The following is a 25,398-nucleotide window of genomic DNA, read 5'->3' as shown; positions in this document are numbered from 1 at the left end:
CGGGTCAGCCCCCGATCCGGGCGGCGATTGCTTCGCCCAGGGTGCGGGTGTTGCCTTGTCCGCCGATGTCGGGGGTCAGCACCCGGGGATCACCCTCGGTCAGCACCGCTTCAAAGGCCGTCACGATGGCCTGGGCCGCCGCCTGGTGGCCCAGGTGTTCCAGCATCATCGCCGCCGACCAGATCTGGCCGATGGGGTTGGCGATCCCCCGTCCGGCAATGTCCGGGGCACTGCCGTGCACGGGCTCGAACAGGCTGGGGAAGGTGCCGTCGGGATTGATGTTGGCCGACGGGGCCACGCCGATGGTGCCGGCACAGGCCGGTCCCAGGTCGGAGAGGATGTCGCCGAACAGGTTGCTGGCCACCACCACGTCGAACCAGTCGGGGTGGAGCACGAAGTTGGCGGTGAGGATATCGATGTGGTACTGGTCCACCGTCACCTCCGGATAGTGCCCGGCCATGGCCTTCACCCGCTCGTCCCAGTAGGGCATGGTGATGGAAATCCCGTTGGACTTGGTGGCGGAAGTCAGTTTCCGGCGGGGGCGGCGGTTCGCCAGTTCAAAGGCATACCGCAATACCCGGTCGATGCCGATCCGGGTCATCACCGTTTCCTGGATCACCACCTCCCGCTCGGTGCCTTCGAACATGCGACCGCCGATGCTGGAATATTCGCCTTCGGTATTTTCCCGCACCACGTAGAAATCCATGTCGCCGGGGTCGCGGCCCGCCAGGGGACTGCGGATGCCGGGCAGCAGCTTGCAGGGGCGCAGGTTGATGTACTGGTCGAAGGCGCGGCGGAACTGCAGCAGGGAACCCCACAGGGAGATGTGATCCGGTACTCGTGCCGGATCGCCCACCGCACCGAAGAAGATGGCGTCAAAGCCCTTGAGCCGGTCGAACCAGTCCTCGGGCAGCATGCGGCCGTGGGCCAGGTAGTAGTCGCAGCAGGCGAAGTCGAAATGGGTGTAATTCAGGTCGATGCCGAAGCGTCGAGCCGCGGCCTCCAGGGCGCGCAGGCCCTCGGGCATGACTTCATTGCCGATACCGTCACCGGGGATGACGGCGATTGAATGTGACATGAAAGACTCCAGTGGCCGTGCCTGCCCTGGCCGGATCAGTGAGTAATGGTGCAACGCACCCGGATCTGGCATATGGTATCGCCTGAATCCCCGATTGTGTCATCCCTGCAACGCTTCCCGGGAGTCCCTGCATCATGTACCTCTTCAGGATGTCGCTGTCCCTGCTGTTCGCCGCCGTTTCCGGTACCGCCTGGGCGGGCCAGGTGGTGGAAGTCACCGTGTTCCCCAGCCAGGCCGGCGTGGTGATGGAGCACACGGCCACCCTGTCCGCCGGGCAGGGGGTGATCACCGTGGACCGGCTGCCCGCCGATCTGGACACGGCCGGCTTGCGGGTCAGCGCCCGGGGGCCCGAAGGCCTGATGCTGGGTACCCTGGAGACCCGGGTGGTGCATGGCCGTGATCTGGCCCACCCCGCCGAGCAGGCCCTGACGGAAAGACTGCAGGCGCTGGAAGACAGCAAGCGGAGCATCACCGACGAGATCCGCGCCGGCGAGATCCAGTTGCGTCTGGTGGAGCGGATGGGGCAGGCCTCGCCGCCGGGGGAGACGGGCCTTGATCCGGACCAGTGGCCGCGCGCCTGGCGGGTGGTGGGGGAGGGCGCCCTGGACATCCTGCGCGCCATCCAGAACCACGAACAGTCCCTGCGCGACGTCGAGGCGGACATCCGGCGCATCCGTGATGAACTGGAGACCCTGCAACGGGGCCGCCGGGATACCCTGGAGGCGCGGGTACATTATCAAAGCCCGGTGGCGGGAGAGGCTGTCCTGAGGCTGGAATACCGGGTGCGCCATGCCGGCTGGCGTCCCATTTACGAGGCCCGTCTGGATACCGCCACCGGTGAACTGCGGTTGGTGCAGCGGGCGGAATTGAGCCAGAATACCGGCCAGGACTGGAACGACGTGATCCTGCGACTGTCCACCGCCCGCCCCGAACTGGGCGGCCGGCTGCCGGAACTGCAGCCCTGGTATGTGGACGTGGCCCGGCCGACACCGGCGCCCATGGCACGACGCGCCCAGGAAGCGGCCATGGATGCCCTGATGTCCATGGCACCGGCGCCGGAAATGAAGGCGGGGGAGCAGGTGGCCGACCTGGAGGCGGCGCAGTTCAGCGCCCTGTACCGGATCGCGGGGCAGGTCACCATCCCTTCGGACAACCAGCCTCATCGTCACGCCCTGGCGGAGCATCACCTGGAGGCCACCCTGTCGGCCCGCGCCGTGCCTCGGCTGATGCCCCATGCCTACCTGTTTGCGGAAACCACCTTCGAGGGCGAAGCGCCGCTGCCGGCCGGACAGGTGAACCTGTTCCAGGACGGCACTTTGGTGGGCCAGGTGCCGCTGGCGGCCCTACAGCCCGGCAGTCCCCTGCGTCTGGCCTTCGGCGTGGATGAGCGCATCGGCATCCGCTATGAACTGGACCGGGACAGCCGCGGCCAGGAGGGACTGATCCGGCGTCAGCAGCGGCTGGAGCGGGCCTACCTGATCTCGGTGCATAATGCCCATCCTCGGCCGGTGGACATCACCGTGCTGGATCAGCTTCCGGTGGCCCGGGACGAACGCATCAAGGTGGAACTGGGCAGTCGCGCCACCCCGCCCAGCGAGCGGGACGTGGACGGCAAGCGGGGGGTGCTGGCCTGGCACCAGTCTCTGGAACCGGATGCCCGGACCCGGATCCGTTTTGCCTATACCCTGACCTGGCCGGAAGACGTGGAGGACATCATTGGATTGCGCTGAACCATGAAGCGGTTAAGAACCCATTACGAAAATCTGCAGGTCACCGAGAACGCAAGTCCCGAGGTGATCCGGGGGGCCTACAAGTTCCTGTCCCAGAAGTGGCACCCGGACAAGAATCAGCATCAGCGGGAGAAGGCGGAGCGGATCACCAAGATCATCAACGATGCCTATACGGTGCTGTCCGATCCGGAGCGGCGCCGGGAGCACGACACCTGGATCGCCAACCAGCGCTACGCCCGGGGATTCCAGCCACCGGAACCGGCGGCCAGGCCCAGTCGTGCCCGCCGCTATGCCTATCAGTATTCCTACGCCCTGTCCCCAGCCCCGATGGGACGGGGCGAGCGTTTCATCGATCTGGGCGACGGCACCGTGATGGACCTGAAGACGGGCCTGCAGTGGTTCGTCCACTCGGTGGGGGAGTCCTGGAGCGGCGGCACGGTATACGGCAGTCCCGATGTCTTTTCCGCCGAGTCGGCCATGATCCGCTTGCAGTATTTCAACAGCAGCGGTCATGCCGGATTCCGGGACTGGCGCATCCCCAGCAAGAGGGAACTCAAGTCCCTCTATGCCCGCAGTCTGATCTCGTTTCGGCGAGGCCTGGACGAGTCGGTCTTTTCCCGGGATTACAAGGCGCCCTACTGGACCCTGCACGATAACCCCTGGCTCTACGAGAACCGGCCCCAGGTGGTCTCCCTGACCACGGACAATTCCTCCAGCGACACCGACGAGCCCTTCGGGCGGTTGCGCTGGGTGCGCGGCCCCGATCCGGCCATGCTCGTCGAACTGCTGCATCAGATGGCGCGGGAGTGCATGAACCAGCGTGCCTTCGACAAGGCCATGGTCCATCTGGAGTCCGCGTTGAAGCTCGCGGCGGAGCCGGGACGGGTGGACCCCGATAATCTCATGGTCATCCAGCGGGATCTGGCGGTGGCCTGTTTCGAGGCCCGGGATCATGAGGCAGCGGAAGGCTGGCTGCTCAAGGTGCTGGCAGGGAAACAGGAGGAATACGGCCATGCCCACATGGAGGTGTTCCATACCCTGGTGGACCTGGCCGCCCTGCAGAAATCCACTGATCGTCTGCCCCAGGCCCGGGATACCCTGCTGGAGGCCTATGAACTGCTGGGCCGCCTGGACGAGTATGACCAGGCGGCCCAGTTGGGGGTGCTCTACGATCTGCTGGTGCTGCTGATCTGGAGCCGGGATTTTGCCCGGGCCGAGGCCCTGATGACCGAGTACGTGGAGGGGCTGGGCGACGAGGGCTTCAGCCACCTGCCCGAGCGCACCATCCTCATGTTCCTGGTGCTGGGCCTGCTGCGGGAGACCATGGGGCAGGGGGACAGCGCGGCGGATCTGTACCGCCTGTTCCTGCGCATGGCCCCGCCGCCCCTGGCGTCGGCGGGGGACTTCAAGCGAGTGGGGGAATAAATCCGCGGATCGCCTTGATGCGAGTCAAGGCCGGTCCGCCGGCTGGTTACCGATACTGCGCCCACCTTTTCAGATCCTTCCAGGAGCGCAGACATGAATTGCAACCAGTGCGAACAGACTTTCCGCCAGACCGCCTGCGTCAGCTCGCCGGGCACCTGCGGCAAGGACGAGAACATGCACTCCCTGCAGGAGTTGCTGCTCTACGGCCTCAAGGGCATGGCCGCCTATGCCCACCATGCCCGCCGTCTGGGCCAGTCCGATCCGGACGTGGCCGCCTTCATGGAGGAAGCCCTGTTTGCCACCATGACCAACGTCAACTTCAACATGGACAGCCTGCTGGCGCTGTGCATGCGCTGCGGCGAGATGAACCTGAAGGTGATGGAGATGCTGGATCGGGGCCATGTGGAGACCTTCGGCCAGCCCGCCCCGGCCACCGTCAGACACGGCACGGTGGCCGGCCCCGGCATTCTGGTGACCGGCCATGATCTGCTGGATCTGTGGAACCTGCTCAAGCAGGTGGAAGGCACCGACATCATGGTCTATACCCACGGCGAGATGCTGCCGGCGCACATGTATCCCAAGCTTCATCGACATCCGAACCTGGCCGGCAACTTCGGCGGCGCCTGGCAGGATCAGAAGCGGGAGTTTGCCCAGTTTCCCGGCGCCATCCTGGCCACCACCAACTGCGTGCTGATCCCGCCGGAAAGTTATCGGGATCGCCTGTTCACCACCCGGGCCACGGCGGTGCCCCAGGGACAGTGCATCGAGGGTGACGATTTCTCCGCCGTGATCGAGGCCGCCCGGCGCTGCGCGCCTTGCCCCGATGCCGTGACCGGTGAGTCGGTGGTGGGTTTCCATCACAGTGTGCTGCTGGCCCATGCCGAGACCCTGCTCGACGCGGTCAAGGCCGGTCAGATCCGTCGCTTCTTCGTCATCGGCGGCTGCGACGGCGCGGCCAAGGGCCGCAACTACTTCAGCGACTATGCCGAGGCCACGCCCCAGGATACCTTCATCCTCACCCTGGGCTGCGGCAAATACCGCATCCGCGACCACGACTACGGCGAGCACCTGGGTTTCCCCCGCCTGCTGGACATGGGGCAGTGCAATGACGCCTACGGCGCCATCCGGGTGGCCACCGCCCTGGCCCAGGCCATGAACTGCGGGGTCAACGAACTGCCGCTGACCCTGGTGATCAGCTGGTTCGAGCAGAAGGCGGTGGCGGTGTTGCTGACCCTGTTGAGCCTGGGGGTGAAGGGGATCACCCTGGGGCCGAATCCGCCGGCCTTCATCACCCCCGACGTGTTCCAGGTGCTGCAGGAACGGTTTGATCTGCGTCTGACCGGTGGTGATCCCCGCGGGGATGCGGCCCGCGCCGTGGCCTGAGCCTAGCGGCGCAGGTGTCTGAGAAGTGCCAGGGCTGCGGGGTAGTCGAAGTGTTCGATGTGCCGCCGCAGCGCCTGGACTTCCGTCCCCAGTGTCCCGTGCAGCCAGTGACGGTGTGCTTCATAGACATCGACGATGTCGGTGTCGTCACTGTCCAGCAGCGCTTCCATCCGATCCAGTACCCGCTCTCCCTCTTCAGCGGACAGGGCCTTGGCGTCGTGGTCTTCGGCATCCGCTCGGCAGAGGGCTGCATCGGTGGCCGGGAAGCCGGCCCGCAGGCTGTCCAGGGTCTGCCGCAATTGTTCGCACAGGGTGTTGAGCATCTTCGTGTCCTGTGTGTCCCGTCCCAGCCGTTCCAGTTCGCGGGCAATGACAGCGATGGTATCGGCACCCAGATTGGCGGCCGCCCCCTTGAGGGCATGGGCCCGTCGGCTCAATGCCTCCCAGTCCCTTCGCCCGGCCAGATCCCTGAACAGTACAGGGTCTTCACCATGGTATTCCAGGAAGCGGGGGATGAGCGTCCGATACCGTGCATGGTAGCCGGCGGCGGTGGCCAGTCCCCGGGGAGCCACATGCATCGGATCACGATCCCGCACCTGCTCCGGTTCTGCATCGGCGTTATCCGGCGTGTCCGGATCCAGCCATCGCACGATGGTTCGGTAAAGCAGCTCCGGGTCCACGGGCTTGGGAATGAAGTCATTCATCCCCGCCGCCAGGGCGGTGCGTCGGTCTTCCTCGAACACATTGGCGGTCATGGCCAGAATGGGGGGGTGGTCATTGCGGCCGGGCAGGGCACGGATGCAACGGGTGGCGGTCAGGCCATCCATGTCGGGCATGTGGACATCCATCAGGATCAGGTCATAGTCCGTCGTCGACGCCATGGTCAGGGCCTCAGCCCCATCCCGTGCGCTGTCCACCGAAAGGCCGACCCGGTGCAGAAGCTCCGCGGCCACTTCCTGATTGATGGGATTATCCTCCACCAGCAGCACCCGCTTGCCGGCATGTTGCCTGATACGCTCCGCGGCGGGGATGCTCTCGTTTCCCTGATCGTCGGCGACGGTACCGCGGGCACGACCTTGATGGAGCCTGACATCAAACCAGAACAGGCTGCCCTTGCCGGGTTCGCTGCGGGCGCCGGCGCCTCCCCCCATGAGCTCCGCCAGTCGACGGGTGACCACCAAGCCAAGGCCGGTTCCGCCGTATTTTCGGGTGATGGAAGTATCCGCCTGCTCGAAGGGCTGAAACAGCAGGTCCAGGCGGCTTGCCTCGATCCCAATGCCGGTATCTTCCACCTCGAAGCGGACCCGAACCGTGTCCCCCCGGCTCGATAGCCGTCGGGCGCGCAAGGTGATCGTTCCCTGTTCCGTGAATTTCACCGCGTTGCCCGCCAGATTGAGCAGCGCCTGACGCAGTCGGGCCGGATCGCCTCGCAGCCAGACGGGTACCGAGTCGGTTTCGGTCTTCAGGGTGAGACCCTTGGCGCGCGCCGTCTCGGAGATCACCGAGCGCACATGATCCAGGATGGCGGAGAGGTGAAAATCCTGTTGATCCAGGCTGAACTTGCCGGCTTCGATCTTGGAAATGTCCAGGATGTCGCTGATGATGGAAAGCAGGTGATGGGCGGCACTGTCCACCTTGTTCAGTTTTTCCCGTTGCGCGGGGGTGGCGTCGCCTGTGCGCAACAGGTGTACCAGGCCCACGATGGCATTAAGCGGGGTGCGGATCTCGTGGGTCATGTTGGCCAGGAAGGCGCTCTTGGCCTGATTGGCGGAATCGGCTCGCCGACGGGCATCCTCCAGTTGCGCCGTACGCTCAGCCACGAGATTTTCCAACTGGTGCCGGTGGCGATCGAGTTCCGCCGCGGTGCGTTTCTTTTCGGTGATGTCTTCCTTGACCGCGACATAGTGAGTGATGCCGCCGTCCGGCTGTCGAAGCGGGGCGACATGGCCGAATTCGATGTACTCCGTGCCGTTCTTGCGTTGGTTGTAAAACTCCCCCTTCCAGGGTTGTCCCTGGGTCAGATGTCGCCACATGTCCTGATAATGGTCCGGCGGGGTTTTGCCGGACTGCAGGATGCGCGGGTTCTGCCCCAGGACTTCATCGCGGGTGTATCCCGTGGTCTGCAGAAACGCCTCGTTGACATACAGTATGCGCGCCTGTAGATCCGTGATGACGATGCTATCGGGGCTTTGCTCGATGGCCAGGGAAAGCTGGCGCAGGTGATTTTCCGATCGCCGGCGTTGCACCCGGTGCCAGGCCTGCTCGGCAATCAGTCGCAGGGTTTCCGTGTCGGTATCGGTGTAATCGGTTGGCTTGTTACCCACACCGGCCAGCATGACCACGCGGTCCTGTTCGATCACCGGCACGACCAGTATCCGTCGCGGGGGGGAATGGCCTTGCGGCAGACCGTCCCTGTCTCCGTGGCCGGCATAGTCGTTGATGATCACCGGTGCCTTCCGACGCACGGCATCCGCCCAGGGACCGGCCTGGCTCAACGCGTGATGTCGTTTGATCTCGGTCCGATAGAACCGGGCCAGGGTCTGTTCCGACCAGGCCGCCAGATCAATCCGGTCGCCGTCCTCATGCACGAAATGGATGAAACCGATACCGCTTTCGGTCAGGTCCTCCGCGATGGTCAGGGTGTGTTGCAGAAAGGTATTCTCGTCAAGAATCTCGGCCGTCTTGGGTAATTGGAGCAGGGCCTCGGCCCGCCGCGCCAGCAGGCGCAGGGTCCGGGCCTGATGGTGACGTTCGGTGATGTCCTCCGACAGGATCATGATGCCGCCGACGCTGCCGCCGTCATGGCGCCAAGGGCGTACTTCCCAGCGCAGCCATTGAACGGTGCCGTCGGCGTGCTCGAACCGGTCTTCCTCGGCACGGACGATCTCGCCGGCCAGTCCGCGCCGATGGACGGCTTTCCAGGCCTCGCTGATCTCGGGGAAGACGTCGTAATGATACACCCCCGGGATTTCCTGTTCGCCGCGGCCGTAGGTGTCCCGCCAGCGGCGGCTGGTGGCCAGATAGCGCATGTCCTGGTCGAACATGGCCAGACCCGCGGGGGCATGCTCGATGAACTGTCGCAGCAATTCTTCCCGCTCCCGCAGGCGGGACTCCGAGGCTTTGAGCTGCTGCTGGTGCTGTTCGGCCACGGCCAGACTGTCTGCCTTTTCCCGGCTGATGGCCCGTTCCAGCTGCAGACGGCGGCGCTGGTTCAGCAACATGGCCGTGGCCGTGGCCACCAGAAGGCCCATCAGGATGGCCATGAAGATCAGGATGACCCAGGACAGGTCTCCGCGTGCCTCAAGCAGCAGGGATTCATGGTTCATGGAGGTGGGGGTTCGGCATCGGAATGGCGATGGGCGATGCGCGCGAACTCATCATAGACGGCCATGAAGGCATCCGTGACGTCGGGATCAAAATGGCGGCCACGGGCATCGCCGATGAAGTCGCGGGCCTCGGTCATGGGGAGGGCCGGTTTGTAGACCCGGGGCGAGGTCATGGCATCGAAGACGTCCGCCACCGCCATGATCCGGGCCGATACCGGAATGTCATCTCCGGCCAGACCGTCCGGATAACCGCTGCCGTCCCATTTTCATGGTGCCAGCGGGCGATCTCCTTGGCCAGGATGAGAAAGGGAACCGGACGTTCCACGTCGGCCTCCGCCCGCTCGATGGCATCAAAGCCCAGTCGGGCGTGAGTCTTCATGATCTGCCATTCATCTTCCGTGAGCGGGCCGGGTTTGAGCAGGATGGCATCCGGGATGCCCACCTTGCCGATGTCATGCAGGGGCGCTGACTTGGTCAGGAGTTCGATGTTGGCGGGAGTGAGTTGGGACGCGAAACGGGGATGGTCCCCGAGCTTTTCCGCCAGCAGCCTCACATAGACCTGGGTGCGCAGGATGTGGTTGCCGGTTTCGGGATCACGGGTTTCCGCAAGATGTGCCAGGGCGCGGATACCGACCTGTTGGGCGATTTCGTGATCCAGCATCCGGCGTGCGATCTCCGCCTCCAGATAGTCGTTCTTGTTCTGCAGAAAATCGCGGGCCCGCTTTACGTCCAGCTGAGTGCGTACCCTGGCACGCAGCACGGCGGGCTTGATGGGCTTGGTGATGTAATCGTTGGCACCGCATTCCAGGCCCCGTTCCTCGTCGACGGCATCACTCAGGGCGGTGAGAAAGATGACCGGGATATCCCGGGTATCGGGCCGGGCCCGAAGGGTTTTCAAGACACTGTAGCCGTTGATCTCCGGCATCATCACATCCAGCAGGATGAGATCCGGAAGGGGACTGGAGGCTGCCGCCTTGAGCGCGTGGCGCCCCGAGCTGGCCGCTCTGACGCGATAATCGGCACGCAGCAACTCCGTCAGCAGGGACAGGTTGACGGGTTCGTCATCAACAATCAGGACAGTGGGCTTGTCCATGTGACCGGACTCTATGGCGGCATCCAACTGAAAGTATACCGGTCATGATCCGAACGAGCCCGTACCATCGGTATCTGGATTGTCTCAAGTCTATTTTTCTTGCTCTGATTCCGGATTCTGGAACAGGGCCTCCACCGCGGCTTTGGGCCAGGAAAACGAGCGGTTGCCGCCGCGTCCCTTGACCTTGCCGCCGAGCTTGCGTCCGGCCGGGGTCAGTTCCAGCTGATCCTTCTGATTCTTTTTCAGCAGACCCCGGGATTCCATCTCGGCGAGGAACTCGGGGGTCTTCAGCTTCAGTGCCGCGGCGATGCGGGATGAGGGCTGGCGATCCTCGTCGGCGGGCGCGGTGTTCTTCTTTCCTGCCGCCGTCCTGGGTTGGGGTTTCGGCTCCGGCTCCGGCTCCGGTTCGGGTTCGGGTTCGGGTTCGGGTTCGACGGCCGGCGTCTCGATGGCCGGGATGTCTGCCATCTCTTCTTCCTCCGGCGCCGGATGGTCGTCCGGAGATATCGGCGCCACCTGATCCAGACCCAGACGTTCGTAATAGTCCAGCGGCGCGGCATGGTGCCGATCCGCCAGATCGAAGCCGATCCGTTCCAGGCTGTTCAGATCCACCCGGTTGACCGCCCGTTGCATGAGGGCCTTCGCTCCCTGGGTGATGGGCGTCTTCATCCGCTGTTTGCTGTACCAGGGCAGGAAATCCCCCATCTTGATGACCCGGGAAGCGTAGGTATCCGGGTCATCCAGCACGATCCGGTCATGATCGTCCAGTACCAGGCAGGTTTCGATGGGGTGGGCCAGACGGATGCCCATCCGCTTGGGCCACCAGCCCGCATCCAGGATCTGCCCCAGGATCTGCGCCTTTTCCTCCAGTTCCTGGAGCGGTTGCCGGTACGCGGTCAGCCAGCGGTTGTTCTCTTCGGACCAGATCAGGCTGTCACCGGCTGCGGTGATCCGCAGGGAACCGCAGCCGACGAGGACGGAGTCCACCAGGGTGATCTGCAGGTTGCGGTTGATGAGCAGGTGATCAAACTCCACGAACCGGCCCTCGTGTTCCAGGCGCAGGTCATGCAGGATCACCACGTTCTCGTCCAGGGGGTCCATCTGCATTTCCAGCAGTTCGGCGAACATGTGGATGGATTCCCGGAGCTGCACCTGCAGCAGTTCCCGATGAATCTCGTCCGCCTGCCCGGGATAGGACTCCATCAGTCCGTGGAGCACTTCTGCATGGTGGGAATGATCGTCAGGATGCTTGATCAGCATGGTGAAACGCCTTGGCCGCTATGGGTGAGTACCGGCTGGACGGTCAATCGGTGAATCCCTGCGTTCAGTCCGGATAAGGGGGGACATTAAAATAATGTCCCGCCGGGATCAAATGATCCCCGTCAGGGCAGATGCGGGCTGGCCAGGTACGCCCGCGACTGCATCTCCAGCAGGCGGCTGACACAGCGCTGGTATTCGAACCGCAGTCGCTGCCCCTGGTAGATCTGTTCGGGTCGGACCTCGGCCGAGACGATCAACTTGACCTTGCGATCATAGAACTCGTCCACCAGGGCCAGAAACCGTCGTGCGGCATTTTCCATGGCGGCATCCATGACCGGCAGCCGGGAGATCAGCACGGTGTGAAATTCCCGGGCGATTTCCACGTAGTCCAGCTGGCTGCGGGGGCCGTCGCAGATATCCTTGAAATCGAACCAGACCACGCCGTCGGCCAGCCTTTGCACCGGGATGTCCCGTCCTTCCACGGTCAGTGTTCCCCCCTGGGTGCCGGGTTCCGGCGCCAGGGACAGGAAGGCCTCGTGGAGTCGCGCGTCGGCGGTGTCATCCAGTGGGGCGTGGTAGATCTCGGCCTGTTCCAGGGCCCGCAACCGGTAGTCCACGGCCCCGTCCAGATGGACCACCTCCAGATGGCGCTGCAGGATGTCGATGGCGGGTAGGAACAGGTCCCGCTGCAGGCCGTCCTTGTACAGCTCCCGGGGCGGGATGTTGGAGGTGGTGATCAGGGTCACCCCGTTCTCCATCAGCCCCGCCAGCAGGCGATGCAGGAGCACGGCATCGGTGATGTCGGAGACGAAGAATTCGTCCAGGCACAGCACCCGCGCCGTGGCCAGTCGGCGGCTGACGACGCGGATGGGATCGGGCTGGTCCTTGAGGGTCTTGAGTTCGGCATGGACCCGCTGCATGAAACGGTGAAAGTGCAGACGCAGCTTGTCTTCCAGGGGCAGTGCCTCGAAGAACCGGTCCACCAGGAAGGTCTTGCCGCGACCCACATCGCCCCAGAGATAGAGGCCGCGCACGGGTTCGGCGGGTGCGGGTGTCCGGCGCAGCCAGCGGGTGATGGCATGACTGCGGGCGGGAGGGCGGGGCGGGGCGGCCTGCAGCGCATCCAGGATGCGCTGCAAATGCTGCCAGGCCCGCTCCTGGGCCGGGTCCAGGATCTTGTCCTGGAAGTCATCTTCGAGCAGTGGGCGATGTTGCGGCATGGCGCAGGCTCAATCAGACGGTGATGTAGCGGTGCAGCATAACATGAATCTATTTGGTGATAAGCAAATACCGTATTTTCATTATGGTTTCAGGCGGGAAGCCGCCATGGCAGCCGGCACTGTTCAGGTCGGGGCAGGGCGGTTAGCATTACGGGTCGTTGACAGCCTCTTTGATCCAGTTTTGACTCCATCGCCGATTTTGAACGAGAGTAGACATCCATGAACAAAGCCCCGGCCACCGATCTGCAAGCCCTGCTCGAACAGCCCACCCCCGATGCCAATGGCTGTTTTGGTCCTTACGGCGGTCAGGCGGTGCCTCCCCATCTCAAGGCCATCATGGATGAGATCGCCGAGGCTTTTCTGGCCATCCGCCGGACCGAGGCCTATCAGAACGAACTGGCGGAGCTGTATACCTATTACGTCGGTCGTCCCAGTCCCATTTATCACGCCAAGCGCCTGAGCGCCCATTGCGGTGGCCGGGCCGAGATCTACCTCAAGCGGGAAGACCTGAACCACACCGGTGCCCACAAGATCAACCATGCCCTGGGGGAGGCCCTGCTGGCCAAGCACATGGGCAAGACCAAGGTGATCGCCGAAACCGGTGCCGGCCAGCATGGCGTGGCCATGGCCACCGCCTGCGCCCTGGTGGGCCTGCCCTGCGAGATCCACATGGGTGCCGTGGACATCGAGAAGGAACACCCCAACGTCACCAAGATGAAGATCCTGGGTGCCAAGCTGATCAGCGTGGAAACCGGCACCCGCACCCTCAAGGACGCCGTGGACAGCGCCTTCGAGGAATACATGAAGGATCCGCAGAACTTCTTCTATGCCATCGGTTCCGTGGTGGGGCCGCATCCCTTCCCCATGATGGTGCGGGACTTCCAGTCCATCATCGGCCGCGAGGCACGGGAGCAGTTCCTGGCCCTCAAGGGCGAGCTGCCGGACTATGTGGTGGCCTGCGTGGGCGGGGGTTCCAATGCCATGGGTCTGTTCTCCGGTTTCATGAAGGATCTGGGGGTGCGTCTGGTGGGCGTGGAGCCCTGCGGGCGCGGTCTGGGACTGGGCGACCATGCCGCCACCCTGACCTACGGCACGCCGGGCACCATGCACGGTTTCCATTCCTACATGCTGCAGGACGAGGCCGGTGAGCCGCAGCCGGTGTATTCCATCGCCTCCGGCCTGGATTACCCCTCCGTGGGTCCCGAGCACAGCTATCTCAAGGACATCGGCCGCGCCGAATATCATGCCCAGGATGACGAGGCCTGTCTGGACGCCTTCATGAGCCTGTCCCGTCTGGAGGGGATCATTCCCGCCCTGGAATCCGCCCATGCGGTGGCCTGGGTGATGAAGGCCGCCCGGGAAGCCGAACCCGGCACCCGCTTCCTCATCAACCTCTCCGGCCGTGGTGACAAGGACGCCGACTTCGTGGCGGAGCGTCTGGGCCTCTGACAAGTTCCCTGTGGGAGGGGCCTTTGGGAAGCCTTTGTTTGACATTCGTGGCCAAGGGCCGCTCCCACAAGCCCCGCCCATAAAAACCAGGCACGGCCCTCTTTTTGCGAGAGAGCGGATCTTGACCCGGAGAAGGGCTGGCGGTAGCCTGCTCGACAACTGTCTTGTCCCCAGGACGATCCCGACATGACGGAATCCCCGAAGGTTGAACCATCACACCAGGCGTTGCCGGAATCCCTGCCGGGCAAGGCGTATCGCCTCTGCACCGAAGGTGACTGGCGATGGTGCCTGCTGCGGCGCCTGATCAACCTGCTGTATTTCTGGAAGATCGATTACTGCGCCGGCCGTCACTATGAGGATTTGCGGCGTCGACAAATGTCGGAGCCGGGCAGGGAAGGCGGCCACTGATCCCCTTACCGATGCCACTTTCCCCGCTGCCCACGGTCCAACCTCATCATTGACTGATGAGGGCATGTCATGAAATCCATCATCGCCGAACACTCTCGCGGCGTCCTCCACGGGTGCCTGCTGCTGCCTTGGGGCGGGGCTCTGCTGGCTGTGTTGCTGGTGCTGGCACTGGGTGACCCGGCAGCGCCACGGGCCGTTGACGCCGATACGGCGGCCCTGCTGAAGGGGTTTGCCGGGCTCAAGACGCTGCTGACCCTGGGTGCGCTGACACTCGTGAGTTGGCGACTTTTGAGGCCCGTGGACCGTCGGTATCTATTGGGGTATGCCCTGGGGGTGGCGGCCATGGCCGGAGCCACGGCCATGGTCTGGCAGTTATCGCATCTGGGGGTGGCGTCGTTGTTCTTCCATGGTGGACTGTTCACCCTGCTGTTCATGGGTTGGCGGGACGTGGATCCACTGTCCGGCCTGGGGCGCAATCGGCGGCCGTGAACCTCCGGTGGCCCCTCTCGTCACTCCCGATTTCCCCGCCCGTCACTCCCTGCTCCCCCTCCGTCACTTCAGCTTCAACCTCCGTCATTCCCGCGCAGGCGGGAATGACGGATTTCGGATAGGCCTTCAACTCTGATCAGACATCCCATCCACTTCCTGCCGGAGCAAGGCACCCAACAGTCGATCCAGATTCTCCCGGAACCGCGCCTGCTGGGATTCACCGGCTTCAAGGAACCGCACATCCTGCTGCACCAGCGCGGACATGATCCGCCCCGCCTCTTCCTGGGGACGATCCAGGAATGCCAGCACGGAGCGGTTGAACTGCTCCTGCATCTCCCGCATGAGCTGACCAAGGCGCAGGCCGGGCCGGGCACGTTCGCCTTCCTCGATCTGCTGGGTCTGCTGATACCGCGCGGCGGCGGAATACTGCTCCACCCGGGTCATGCTCAGATCCATGGAGGCCAGCTGGCTGCCGTCAAAACGCAGATCGGGGACCATGTCGAAGGCTTTTTGCACATCCCCGTTGAAGAACTCATTGGCCAGGTTGCTGACATCCCGCACCAGGTTCTCGATGGCCTCCAGTTCCTGGGCATTGAGATCACCCTGCACCGAGAACCGATAGCCGCTCTGTTCGGCCCGGCTCACGTCCAGCCATTGCATGGACTGATTGCCGTCGCTGCGCATCCCGCCTCGGGCCTGGATGTCGGTGGCGCTCTGGAACTGGATGGTCACCTTGTCGCCTTCGCGGGTGGTCAGGGTCAGCTCCAGGCTCTCGGCGCGACTGTAACGCTGCATCACCGACAAATTGGTCAGGGACGACAGGGACTGCCCCTGCCCATTGGGTGCCAGGGCCGCCAGGCCCTCGAAAGTGAGCCGCTGCGTTTCGTCCACCTGTTCGGCGATGCGGCCGTTGAGCAGGTTCAGGCCGTCCAGGATCTCCCTGGCCTCCCTGAAGCCCCGTTCGACGCCCTTCATGGCGCTGTCGTACATGGACTGAAGCTGTTCTTCGGAAGCCCCGCGGGCGCGGGCGTTGGCCAGGCCCATTTCCACGAACTGGGTGATCCGGTCGGCCACCTTGTCCGGGGTGTAATCCTCTGCCTTGAGCTGCTTGAAACCGGCCGCGTTCATCCCGGGCGTGTGCTTGGCCAGGGCCTCCAGGATACGGGTCTGCAGATTCGAGAGTGCGCGGGTGCTGTCGCTGTCGGTACGGCCACCGGCCTGGGACATCCCCTGATTTCTGGCCTTGAAGTCGGGGGTGTTGGGAAGGACCGTGACGGGTGTGTTGATCTTGACCACGGTGAACTCCGGGAATGATGGGTATGCTGACTGTAGCGGCAGTCTCTTGAGCGACTTTAGGGATATGCTGGAAAAAATGATTCCTGAATCCGGACTGTCATTCCGGCCTTTGGAACCGCCGTCATTCCCGCGCCGGCGGGAATCCAGTGCGTGCAGAACCTCTGGACTCCCGCTTTCGCAGGAGTGACGGTAGGGTCAGCACATTCATGGGGAAACATATCGTACTATGACAGTCAGAAAAGCCATGCCCCTCGGCGCCACGCTGCGCTGGATGGTGGGCGCCGATCCAACACCGGAGCAAAATCCGGAACAGGGCGAAGGAGGGAAGGTGATCCCACTGACCCATCATGACATTCTCAAACTGGTGGCACCCTTTTCACGGGATGGCCGCCGGGTGGATCTGGCGGCCACGGACCGGCAGGCACGGACCCTGGTCTTCCAGCCCATTGAGCACGACTCGGTGGGTCTGGCCGGCCTGACCCTAACGGAAACCCTCACCCTGGAAAACCCGAAGGCCGACCAGTTCCGCCTGGTCCGGACCCTGACCCATGCCTCGGGACTCAAGGCCAGGCTGGAGGTGGAAGGACCCACGGTGGAAGGGGTCTACCGGCAGCTCACCAAGGTGGCCCCGGCGCAGCAGTTCATGCGGGTGGATAGCGTGCTGGCGGCCCTGGATTACCGCGTCCGGCGGGTGGCGCGGCGCCGTCTGCAGGGCGGGGAAATCTGGCCCATGCGCTTTGCGGGCGGAGAGGCCGTGGTGGCCGGTCGACGCCTGACCCTGGACGCCCGCCAGGTGGAAGGTCTGCCGGCCAAGCTGGTGCTGGAAAAACCATCCGCCGGGGAGGTGGCCCTGCCCGCCGATCTGCTGGCCGTGCGAGGCCGGGCCTGGCGTCCCCTGCAGGCCACCGACAGCGGCTGGAAGTCCACGATCAAGTTGGCCCATCGGGAACCCGAGCGTTCCGAGGACGCGGAAAACAAGTTTGCCCAGACCATTTCCCATCTGGTGGCGATCTTCTCCCGTCCTCCCGAGGATTTTCATGCCCGCTTCCTGCGTCGGCGCTGGCAGGTGGTCTTTCGTCGCAGCCTCCCGGTCCAGGGGGTACTGGGCATCCTGGCGCTGGTGCCGGTGCTTTACCTGCTGGGTCTGGGCCGCGAAGAGCCCTTGCCCCTGTGGACCACCGGCATTCCCCCGGTCCTGCTGCTGGCGGTCTTCTGGAGCTGGTCGCGGGAGGTCCCGGTACTGGAGATCCCGCCCCCGCCCAGACCCCTGGACCTGCCCGCCTGGACCCGGGATACCGATGCCTGAGCCGATATGGCACAGTCCCAAACGATCAACCCCGAGGACGGATATAACGCATGCAAGGCAACCCCATGAACATCCCCGCAGTTTCCATCGCCGCGGCCAAGCAGGCCCTGATCGAGCAATATGCCGATCCGGTGCTGCGGCGCCGGGCCTCCATGCTGTGGGGGACCCGGGGGGTGGGGAAATCCTCCATCATTGCTCAGTTGGCCCGGCATTATGATGTCCCCCTGGTGGATCTGCGCCTGACCACCATCGAACCGGTGGACATTCGCGGCGCCATCTACGCCGACGAACAGCAGTCCCGCACCGTCTGGTTCCCGCCGGAATTCCTGCCCGAGGCCGATACGCCCGAAGGGATCCTGTTCCTGGACGAACTGACCGCCGCAGACCAGCGCCTGCAGATCTCCGCCTATTCCCTGATCCTGGACCGCCGTGTCGGCCATTACCACCTGCCCGAAGGCTGGATGGTGGTGGCGGCCGGTAACGCCCGCTTCCACGGCGCCGTGAGCCACGACATGGGCACGGCCCTGGCGGACCGCATGTTCCATTTCAACGTGCAGACGGTGATCGATGCCTTTCTGGAACATGCCCTGGCACGGGGATTCGCCCCCGAGGTCATGGCTTACCTCAAGGTGCGCGCCGACAAGCTGGACGACACCCAGACCCAGCTGGCCAACGACTACCTGATCGGCGCCAGTCCCCGGGGCTGGGAGGATATCTCCAACGTGCTCAAGTCGGGGATGTCGGACAGTGCCAAGCGCCTGTTCGTCCAGGGACGCATCGGCGCCGCCAACGCGGCGGAATTCTTCGGTGTGTTGCGGGAAATCCAGGCCGGGGTGGACGTCACCCGTTTGCTGGACGCCGCCCCCGGCAAGGAGACAGCAGCCCTGCTGCCCCGCACCCTGGACGGCCTGTACGGCATGATTTACGGCCTGCTGGCGGCGGTGACGGGGGAGCACGGCATGGCCCGGGCCCTGGAGATCGTGGAGCAGTATCCGGACATCCGCGGCGATGTTCCCCTGCCCATCCGCGAAGCCCAGACCCTCACCATGGAACTGCTCATGCACCGGGCCCTGTCCCTGGGGCTGGAGAATGCCGTGCTGGGCAGCCCGGTCTACGGGCGCTACATGGAACAGCGTGAGGGATGAACACACCCGCCTTCACCTCCGGCCCCACCCACCGGGGCACCCGTGCCATCCAGACCCTGGTGGAGTTCGCGCCGTCCACGGGTGGCCTGGCCCTGTGGGTGCAGCACCGTGACCTGCCGGATGGCCGGGAGGCCATCACCGTCGCCAACGACGGCCATACCATTTTCTACGGCCCCGCCTTCGAACGACTGCCTCACCCCCAGCAGGTGGGCCTGGTGGCCCACCAGGTGTTGCATGTGGCCCTGCGCCACCCCCAGCGCATGCAGGCCATCGCCCGACTGAGGGGCAGCGTGGATCCGGACCTCTTCAATATCTGCGCCGACGCCATCGTCAACAGTAGCCTCGGGCACCTCACCTGGATGGCCCTGCCCAAGGGTTCCGTCACCCTGTCCAGCCTATTGGGCGACGTGTTGCAGATCCAGCAGAGCGAGGAAAAATCCTTGCTGGAATGGGACGTGGAACGCCTCTATCGCCAGATCGACGACCGTCGGCCCAGTAGTGATTCGTCTTCCCGGCAATCCAGTCAGTCATCCCGGGAGGGTGACGGCGGCTCGGGACCCGCCCGGGAAGGGCAGGGCGGTCAGGCCCAGGCCATGGAAGACGGCGCCCGGGCGGCTCGGACCCGTCAACTGGGGGCGGATATCCTCCGGGATCTACTGCCCTCCGACGAGGATGCCCTCAAACCGGAAACCGTGGCGGAGCAGAGCCGGGAATGGGCGCAGCGCATCACCCGAGCCCACGCCGGGGACGGAGACTTTTCCATGCTGCGGGGTCTCATCGCCGATCTGCCCCGGGTGAAGGTGCCCTGGGAACAGGTGCTGCGTACCCGGGTCAGCCGGGGACTGGCCCGCCGACCGGAAGTGTCCTGGTCCCGGCCCTCCCGGTCCTACCTGGCCAATCGGGGTCGGGCACCGGGGGGGCGACGCATGCCCTGGGAACCGGGTATGGTCACCGCCGCCTCGGTGCCCCGTCTGGTGCTGGTGGTGGACGTGTCCGGCTCCATCGACGAGGCCCTGCTGGGCCGTTTCGCCACCGAGATCGAGGCCATCACCCGGCGCACGGAATCCCGCCTGGTAGTAGTCATCGGCGATACCCGGGTGCGCGCGGTGGAGGTGCTGGAGCCGGGGGTATCCAACCTGCGGGATATCGTCTTTGAAGGGGGCGGGGGCACGGACTTTACCCCTCTGCTGCAGGCTGCGGATCGCTACCGGCCCGACATGGGGGTAGTGCTCACGGACCTGCAGGGGCCGGCCGGGTTTCGGCCCGGCTGGCCCGTGCTGTGGGTGGTCTCGGCGGCTTTTGAGGACGCCGAACCCCCCTTCGGCACCCGGCTGGTGCTGGCCGACTGAGGCTTACGGCATCAGCCGGGTCAGCCCCCAGCCCGCCTCATCCCGGTGGTAGCGGAACCTGTCATGGAGCCGGTTATCCCGGCCCTGCCAGAACTCGAAGGCCTCCGGCACCAGCCGGAAACCGATCCAGCTTTCCGGCCTGGGCACGTCCCCGTCCGGATGGCGTTCCTGCACCGCCTTGAGCCGGGCCTCCAGTTCATCCCGGCCGGCGATGGGGGCGCTCTGGTGCGAGGCCGCCGCCGCCAGTCGGCTGCCCGGCGGGCGGCTGCGGAAATACGCCTCCGCCTCCGCCTCGGTCAGACGCTCCACGATCCCCTCCACCCGAATTTGCCGCTCCAGCGGCGCCCAGTAGAACAGCAGACAGGCGCGGGGATTGTGGGCCAGCTCCCGCCCCTTCTGGCTGCGGGTATCGGAATACCAGCACAGCCCCCGAGTATCCAGATGCTTGAGCAGGACCATGCGCTGGGAGGGCTGACCGTGGTCATTCACCGTGGCCAGGGCCATGGCGGTGGCATCGGGCTGGTTCTCTGCGTCCGCCAGCCAGCGGCCCAGCTGTGCGAAGGGGTCGGCGGCCAGGTCCGCCCGGCGCAGGCTGCCCCGGCTGTAGTCACGGCGGGTCTGTCGGTGGTCGATCTCGGTCATCACTTTGCTCCGCAACGGCCCAGGATCTCGCCGGCGGCGATGGTCCCGGAAAGGATGGTGGGGGGCACCCCTGGTCCCGGCACGGTGAGCTGGCCGGCAAAGTACAGGTTGTCCAGCTTGCGGCTTTGCATGCGGGGCTTGAGGAAGGCGGTCTGCATCAGGGTGTTGGCCAGGCCGTAGGCATTGCCCTTGAAGGCATGATAGTCCTCGGTGAAGTCATTCTGGGCATAACTGCGGCAATACACCACATGCTCGCGGATGGACTGGCCGGTGATGGCCTCGATGCGGTCCATGATGAGGGTGTAGTAACGATCGCGCACGGCCTGGGTATCCTCCAGCCCCGGGGCCACCGGGATCAGGACCATGAGGTTTTCCTGGCCTTCCGGTGCCACGGAAGGGTCGGTCTGGGAAGTGACATTGATGTACAGGGAGGGTTCCGTGGGCCACTGGGGATCTTCATAGATCTGCGCCGCATGGGCCTCAAAATCCGCATCGAACAGCAAGGTGTGGTGCAACAGCCCCTCCAGCTTCCTGTTCACCCCCATGTAGAAGATCAGGGAGGAGGGGGACATGACCCGCTTGTCCCAGTAGGCCGGGTCGTAGGTGCGGGCCTCCCGGGGCAGCAGGACCTGTTCCATGTGGTGATAGTCGCCGGAGGCGATGATGAAATCCGCCTCGAACCGCCCCTGGTTCGTCTCCACCGCCACTGCCTTGCCGTCCCGGGTGTCGATGCGGGTGGCCTCGGTACTGAAGTGGAACGTCACCCCCTGTTCCTCCGCCAGCCGGTGCATGGCCCGGGCCAGCTGGTGCATGCCCCCCATGGGATACCAGGTGCCCAGCTTGATATCACCATAGTTCATCATGCTGTACAGGGCCGGGGTGGTGCGGCCCGTCCCCCCCAGGAACAGGATTGGGAACTCCAGCATGCGCTGGATGCGGGGACTCTTGAAGTAGCGGCTGATGTGGCTGCGGAAGGAGCGCAGCAGGTGCATGGAAAACAGATACTTGAGCAGCCGCAGCTGGGCGAACTCCATGATGGACAGACAGGGCTTGTTGGCGAACTCGCCGATGCCCACGGTGTACTTCACCTCGGCCTCCTGCATGAAGGCCCGCAGCTGCGCCCCGGCGCCGGGTTCGATGCTCTCGAACAGGGCTTCTGCTGCCTCCATGCTGGCGGGGATCTCCACGTAATCCTCCTTGCCGAAATAGATCCGATAGGACGGGTCCAGCCGTCTGAGCTCGAAATAGTCCGACACCCGACGGTCAAAGCGGGCGAAGAAGTCATCGATCACATCGGGCATCCAGTACCAGCTGGGTCCCATGTCGAAGGTGAACCCTTGCGCCGAGAACTGCCGCCCCCGTCCGCCGGGGATGTCGTGGCGTTCGATCACGGTCACGTCCATCCCTTCCCGGGCCAGGGTGGCCGCCGCCGCCATGCCGGAAAAGCCGGCACCGATGATGGTGATCTTCTTCTTGTTCGTCATGGAGTTATCTTGGATCTCTGGTCGATGGGAAGAAAGGCCACACGATACAAGAAAACGGGGGCGTGGGGCGCCCAAAAAACGCAATTCAAGCTGCATGTAGTCGAGAGTTCGTGCATGATGTTGGCGCACACCCCGGGCGCAGTCGTCACGATGGTGGTGACGGGGCCATTGGGGTCCAGGAGAACCGCCGAGGGTCGAATAATGTTCCTTGATACCAGCGTCATTTCCGAGTGTTGGCAGACGGCGATACTGCCGCGGAAAAGCATGCTTTTCCGTGCCCCTGTACTTTCCCTCGCCCTGGTTGGTGGCCTGTTGATCTCCCCCTTCGCCGCAACCATGGCGGATCAGGACCGCCCCATCGAACACATCCTCGAGCCACGGGCTATCACGGAGCAGATCCATTACTTTTACGGCTCACTGGAAAACCGAACCCCGGCCAACCAAGGCATGAACAACAATGTGGGTTTCGTGATCACCAACGAGGGGGTGGTACTGATCGATAGTGGTCCCAGTCGCCACGTGGCTCAGCGCATCGAGCAGGCCGTGGCTGGACTGACCGACCAGCCCATTACCCACGTGATCAATCTGGGCAGTCAGGATCACCGCTGGCTGGGCAACGACCACTTCCTCTCCCAAGGAGCAGAGATCCTGGCACTGGAACGCACCGCCTCCACCCAGGCAGCGTTCGCCCGGCAGCACCTGGAGCGTCTGACGACCACTCTGGGTGAAGCCGTCATGGCGGGGACCGAGCCGCGTCCCTCGCCGGTGCCCATCGCCGCTGATGATCATGAATTCGAGTTGGGCGGGGTGCGCTTCAGGATGGTTTATGCCGGCGACGCCCACTTCCCCGGGGATATCCTCCTGCACCTGCCCGACCATGGCGTGGTGTTCGCCGGTGACGTGGTCTATACCGAGCGTATGCTGGGCATTCATCCCTGGAGCAATCCGGTGGAACAGCTCAAGGCCTTCGAGATGATGGCTTCCTGGGAGCCGACAGTGATCGTCCCCGGCCACGGTGAGGCCACCGATCTGGCTACGGCGCAGCGGGATACCGGTGATTACCTGGCCATGCTGGTGCGTGAGGTCAAGGAAGGTCTGTCGCACTGGGAAACTCTGGACGAAGTGGTGACACGCCTGGCGGATTTGCCGGAATTCCGACACTTGCGCCATTACGACGATTGGCACCGGATGAACATCAATCGCACCTATCTGTTTATGGAGGTCGATTTCTAAAGCACGGTGCTTCGCGTTTGGCTCTGCACTGCCTTGGCATCAGGAGAAATTAACCGCCATGAATAGCAACGTCGTCATAACCCGCCGCAATGTCTTCCAGCGGCTGGGGGATTCGATCAAGGGGATCCTCCTCGGGTTCTTGCTGATCGCCATCTCTTTCCCCGTTCTCTTCCTCAACGAGGGCCGCGCGGTGAAGACCGCCAAGTCGCTACAGGAAGGGGCGGCGGCCGTGGTGTCGGTGAGTGCGGACGTCGTGGATCCAGCCCACGAGGGTGCGCTCGTGCATGTGATTGCGACCGTGGAGGTGGACGAGGCTCTGACGGACGATATTTTCGGGATCGTGGCGCACTCCGCAACCGGCCTCAAGCGCACGGTGGAGATGTTTCAGTGGCGTGAAGACAGCACCACGCAGACGCGCACGTCCGTGGGCGGCACCGAGGAGCGGGTGACCACCTATTCTTACCGGCAGGAATGGTCGTCGAACCTGATCCGGTCATCGAGCTTCAACGATCCGGGCTACCGGAACCCGACGGAAATGCCTTATCCCGAAATGACTCGGCACCCTTCGACAGCGGGTTTCGGCGCGTTTCAGCTGACGAGTGCGCACCTGACTCGCTTCACGAGCTTCCAGCCAATCCATTTGACCGACGAGCACCTCGACGCGGTGCCTGCAAGCGCGCGCGCGGGATTTGGAATCCACAACGGCGCGCTCTTTCGCGGTGCCGACCCCGCGAGTCCCGCAGTCGGCGATGTACGCATCACTTTTTCGCAGGCGCCCGCCGGCGCCGCCACCGTGGTCGGGCGCCAGACCGGAGACAGCTTTACCGCATACCCGACCCAGGCCGGACGGCCGCTCCTTTTCGTCCGTAGCGGCGTTGCCGCCGCCGACGAGGTCTTCAGTGACGCGATGGCCGCGAACACGTTCCTGACCTGGGTTCTTCGGTTCGTCGGCGGGCTCCTGATGTTCCTTGGCCTCACGATGGTGCTCAAGCCGCTCTCGGTGCTGGCGAGCGTGTTGCCCATGGCCGGCAGCATCGTGGCCACCGGCACCGGGATTGTCGCCTTCATCATCTCCGCTTCCGTCTCTCTGGTGGTCATCGCCATCGCCTGGATCGTCTATCGACCGCTCTTGGGCATTGGCCTCCTGGTCTTGGCGGGCGCCATCGCCTTGGGGCTCAAGACAGTGTGGAAGAAAGCACCCGGGGCCGCGGTGCCGAGTCCCGCACCTGCTTCCGGCGGTACGGAGCCTCCGCCACCGTTCTGAGGACGAAAGAGATTCGGGTCAGTTCGACAAGAGAGAACGACCATGCAATGGCAGCATTGGCAATCCGGGGGAATGGCGCTACAGGTACCAACGGTACCAGAGGCTTCGGGGCCGAGTTGGTCTTTGCCATCTGCGAAGCCAGGGAGGTCGAGGTGGTGATTCTCAACCAGGGTGAAGATACGACCTTTGAGGAAGACCTGGCGAAAGATGTGCTGGAGATCATCACCGTGTTCAGCGCCCGACTCTACGGCAGCCGCTCGCGCAAGAACCAGAAGCTGCTGGACGGCGTGAAGAAGGCCGTGGAGGACGCGACATGATCCGTGCCCACAGGATTGCGCTTGCGCCCAACAACAGGCAGGCGACCTATTTTGCCCGCGCGGCAGGCACGGCCCGTTTCGCCTACAACTGGGCGTTGGCCGAATGGCAGTGCCAGTACGCGGCGTGGAAGCAGGACAACAGTCTGCCCAAACCCTCGCAGGTCGCATTGCGTCGCCATTTGAACGCCGTCAAGCGCGAGCAGTTTCCATGGATGCTGGAGGTCACCAAAACGGCACCGCAGATGGCAATCATCCAGTTAGGCGAAGCGTTCAGGAATTTCTTCGCCGGCCGCGCCAGGTACCCGAGGTTTCGCAAGAAGGGCGTTCATGACCGATTCACCCTCACCAACGACCAGTTCCGCGTCGAAGGCTCCCGCATCCGCATCCCCAACCTTGGCTGGGTGCGGATGCGGGAGTCGTTGCGCTTTACCGGCAAAATCATGTCCGCGACGGTCTCCCGCGTCGCCGACCGCTGGTTTGTCAGCATCACCGTAGACACCG

19 protein-coding genes and 2 pseudogenes are annotated in these 25,398 nt (G+C 64.2%); 13 read left to right on the top strand and 8 right to left on the bottom strand.

The window, feature by feature from the left end:
- Window positions 1-4 precede the first annotated feature (4 nt).
- Entirely contained in the window at window positions 5-1,078 is a 1,074-nt protein-coding gene (locus ECTPHS_RS04425) for a tartrate dehydrogenase (protein ID WP_008931486.1), read from the bottom strand.
- 134 nt (window positions 1,079-1,212) lie between these two features.
- On the opposite strand from ECTPHS_RS04425, the gene ECTPHS_RS04420 reads away from it, so the two are divergent.
- The 3 genes from ECTPHS_RS04420 (at window position 1,213) to hcp (ending at window position 5,616) form a co-directional block, all read left to right on the top strand.
- A complete protein-coding gene (locus ECTPHS_RS04420) occupies window positions 1,213-2,808 on the top strand; it encodes a DUF4139 domain-containing protein (RefSeq protein ID WP_008931485.1) in 1,596 nt (531 codons plus the stop codon).
- Window positions 2,809-2,811: 3 nt separating this feature from the next.
- Window positions 2,812-4,233, top strand: a complete 1,422-nt coding sequence (locus ECTPHS_RS13895) for a DnaJ domain-containing protein (protein WP_008931484.1) — start codon at window positions 2,812-2,814, stop codon at window positions 4,231-4,233.
- Between the two features lie 93 nt (window positions 4,234-4,326).
- Window positions 4,327-5,616 (top strand): hydroxylamine reductase, encoded by a 1,290-nt coding sequence (gene hcp, locus ECTPHS_RS04410; protein ID WP_008931483.1) that lies wholly within the window; start codon window positions 4,327-4,329, stop codon window positions 5,614-5,616.
- A gap of 2 nt (window positions 5,617-5,618) precedes the next feature.
- On the opposite strand, the gene ECTPHS_RS04405 is transcribed toward hcp, so the two are convergent.
- From ECTPHS_RS04405 to zapE, 4 genes and pseudogenes are all read right to left on the bottom strand, one after another.
- On the bottom strand, window positions 5,619-8,942 hold the full coding sequence (locus ECTPHS_RS04405) for a PAS domain S-box protein (protein WP_008931482.1): 3,324 nt from the start codon (window positions 8,940-8,942) through the stop codon (window positions 5,619-5,621).
- Window positions 8,939-10,035, bottom strand: a pseudogene (locus ECTPHS_RS04400) (HD-GYP domain-containing protein). Before ECTPHS_RS04400 ends, ECTPHS_RS04405 begins: the two are co-directional and overlap by 4 nt.
- A gap of 90 nt (window positions 10,036-10,125) precedes the next feature.
- Complete coding sequence (locus ECTPHS_RS04395; RefSeq protein ID WP_008931481.1) at window positions 10,126-11,295, bottom strand: nuclease-related domain-containing protein; 1,170 nt, start codon at window positions 11,293-11,295, stop codon at window positions 10,126-10,128.
- Between the two features lie 122 nt (window positions 11,296-11,417).
- Complete coding sequence (gene zapE, locus ECTPHS_RS04390; RefSeq protein ID WP_008931480.1) at window positions 11,418-12,515, bottom strand: cell division protein ZapE; 1,098 nt, start codon at window positions 12,513-12,515, stop codon at window positions 11,418-11,420.
- Window positions 12,516-12,734: 219 nt separating this feature from the next.
- On the opposite strand from zapE, the gene trpB reads away from it, so the two are divergent.
- The 3 genes from trpB to ECTPHS_RS13890 all read left to right on the top strand — a co-directional run bounded on the left by trpB (window position 12,735) and on the right by ECTPHS_RS13890 (window position 14,861).
- A complete protein-coding gene (gene trpB / locus ECTPHS_RS04385) occupies window positions 12,735-13,964 on the top strand; it encodes a tryptophan synthase subunit beta (protein ID WP_008931479.1) in 1,230 nt (409 codons plus the stop codon).
- A 186-nt stretch (window positions 13,965-14,150) separates the two neighbouring features.
- A complete protein-coding gene (locus ECTPHS_RS04380; RefSeq protein ID WP_008931478.1) occupies window positions 14,151-14,372 on the top strand; it encodes a hypothetical protein in 222 nt (73 codons plus the stop codon).
- Window positions 14,373-14,441: 69 nt separating this feature from the next.
- On the top strand, window positions 14,442-14,861 hold the full coding sequence (locus ECTPHS_RS13890; protein WP_008931477.1) for a hypothetical protein: 420 nt from the start codon (window positions 14,442-14,444) through the stop codon (window positions 14,859-14,861).
- A gap of 126 nt (window positions 14,862-14,987) precedes the next feature.
- On the opposite strand, the gene ECTPHS_RS04370 is transcribed toward ECTPHS_RS13890, so the two are convergent.
- Window positions 14,988-16,157 carry a DUF5610 domain-containing protein gene (locus ECTPHS_RS04370; RefSeq protein ID WP_008931476.1) on the bottom strand — a complete coding sequence of 390 codons (1,170 nt, stop codon included), beginning with the start codon at window positions 16,155-16,157 and terminating at the stop codon, window positions 14,988-14,990.
- A 226-nt stretch (window positions 16,158-16,383) separates the two neighbouring features.
- Between ECTPHS_RS04370 and ECTPHS_RS04365 the strand changes: the two genes are divergently transcribed.
- The 3 genes from ECTPHS_RS04365 to ECTPHS_RS04355 are packed head-to-tail and all read left to right on the top strand — an operon-like array spanning window position 16,384 to window position 19,957.
- The gene (locus tag ECTPHS_RS04365; RefSeq protein WP_141565253.1) at window positions 16,384-17,463 is read left to right on the top strand and encodes a hypothetical protein; all 1,080 of its coding nucleotides are present in this window, start codon (window positions 16,384-16,386) and stop codon (window positions 17,461-17,463) included.
- Between the two features lie 50 nt (window positions 17,464-17,513).
- Entirely contained in the window at window positions 17,514-18,608 is a 1,095-nt protein-coding gene (locus ECTPHS_RS04360) for an AAA family ATPase (protein WP_008931474.1), read from the top strand.
- Window positions 18,605-19,957: a VWA-like domain-containing protein gene (locus ECTPHS_RS04355; protein WP_008931473.1), complete on the top strand. Its 1,353-nt coding sequence runs from the start codon at window positions 18,605-18,607 to the stop codon at window positions 19,955-19,957. The genes ECTPHS_RS04360 and ECTPHS_RS04355 overlap by 4 nt, the downstream gene beginning before the upstream one ends.
- A 3-nt stretch (window positions 19,958-19,960) precedes the next feature.
- On the opposite strand, the gene pdxH is transcribed toward ECTPHS_RS04355, so the two are convergent.
- Both pdxH and ECTPHS_RS04345 read right to left on the bottom strand, forming a co-directional pair.
- The gene (gene pdxH, locus ECTPHS_RS04350) at window positions 19,961-20,599 is read right to left on the bottom strand and encodes a pyridoxamine 5'-phosphate oxidase (protein ID WP_008931472.1); all 639 of its coding nucleotides are present in this window, start codon (window positions 20,597-20,599) and stop codon (window positions 19,961-19,963) included.
- Window positions 20,599-22,083 (bottom strand): NAD(P)/FAD-dependent oxidoreductase, encoded by a 1,485-nt coding sequence (locus ECTPHS_RS04345; protein ID WP_008931471.1) that lies wholly within the window; start codon window positions 22,081-22,083, stop codon window positions 20,599-20,601. Before ECTPHS_RS04345 ends, pdxH begins: the two co-directional genes overlap by 1 nt.
- Window positions 22,084-22,347: 264 nt before the next feature.
- Between ECTPHS_RS04345 and ECTPHS_RS04335 the strand changes: the two genes are divergently transcribed.
- The 4 genes and pseudogenes from ECTPHS_RS04335 to ECTPHS_RS04320 all read left to right on the top strand — a co-directional run.
- Window positions 22,348-23,316, top strand: a complete 969-nt coding sequence (locus ECTPHS_RS04335; protein WP_008931469.1) for an MBL fold metallo-hydrolase — start codon at window positions 22,348-22,350, stop codon at window positions 23,314-23,316.
- 58 nt (window positions 23,317-23,374) lie between these two features.
- Window positions 23,375-24,580 carry a TMEM43 family protein gene (locus ECTPHS_RS04330; RefSeq protein WP_008931468.1) on the top strand — a complete coding sequence of 402 codons (1,206 nt, stop codon included), beginning with the start codon at window positions 23,375-23,377 and terminating at the stop codon, window positions 24,578-24,580.
- 104 nt (window positions 24,581-24,684) lie between these two features.
- Window positions 24,685-24,897: pseudogene (locus ECTPHS_RS04325) on the top strand (IS607 family transposase); the annotation flags it as partial.
- Window positions 24,894-25,398 (top strand): helix-turn-helix domain-containing protein (locus ECTPHS_RS04320; protein ID WP_008931466.1); only part of this gene is annotated, 505 nt, incomplete at its 3' end. The pseudogene ECTPHS_RS04325 and the gene ECTPHS_RS04320, both read left to right, overlap by 4 nt.

It is taken from the genome of Ectothiorhodospira sp. PHS-1 (assembly GCF_000225005.1).
Classification (GTDB): Bacteria; Pseudomonadota; Gammaproteobacteria; order Ectothiorhodospirales; family Ectothiorhodospiraceae; genus Ectothiorhodospira.
This window is presented reverse-complemented; position numbering and strand designations above follow the sequence as displayed.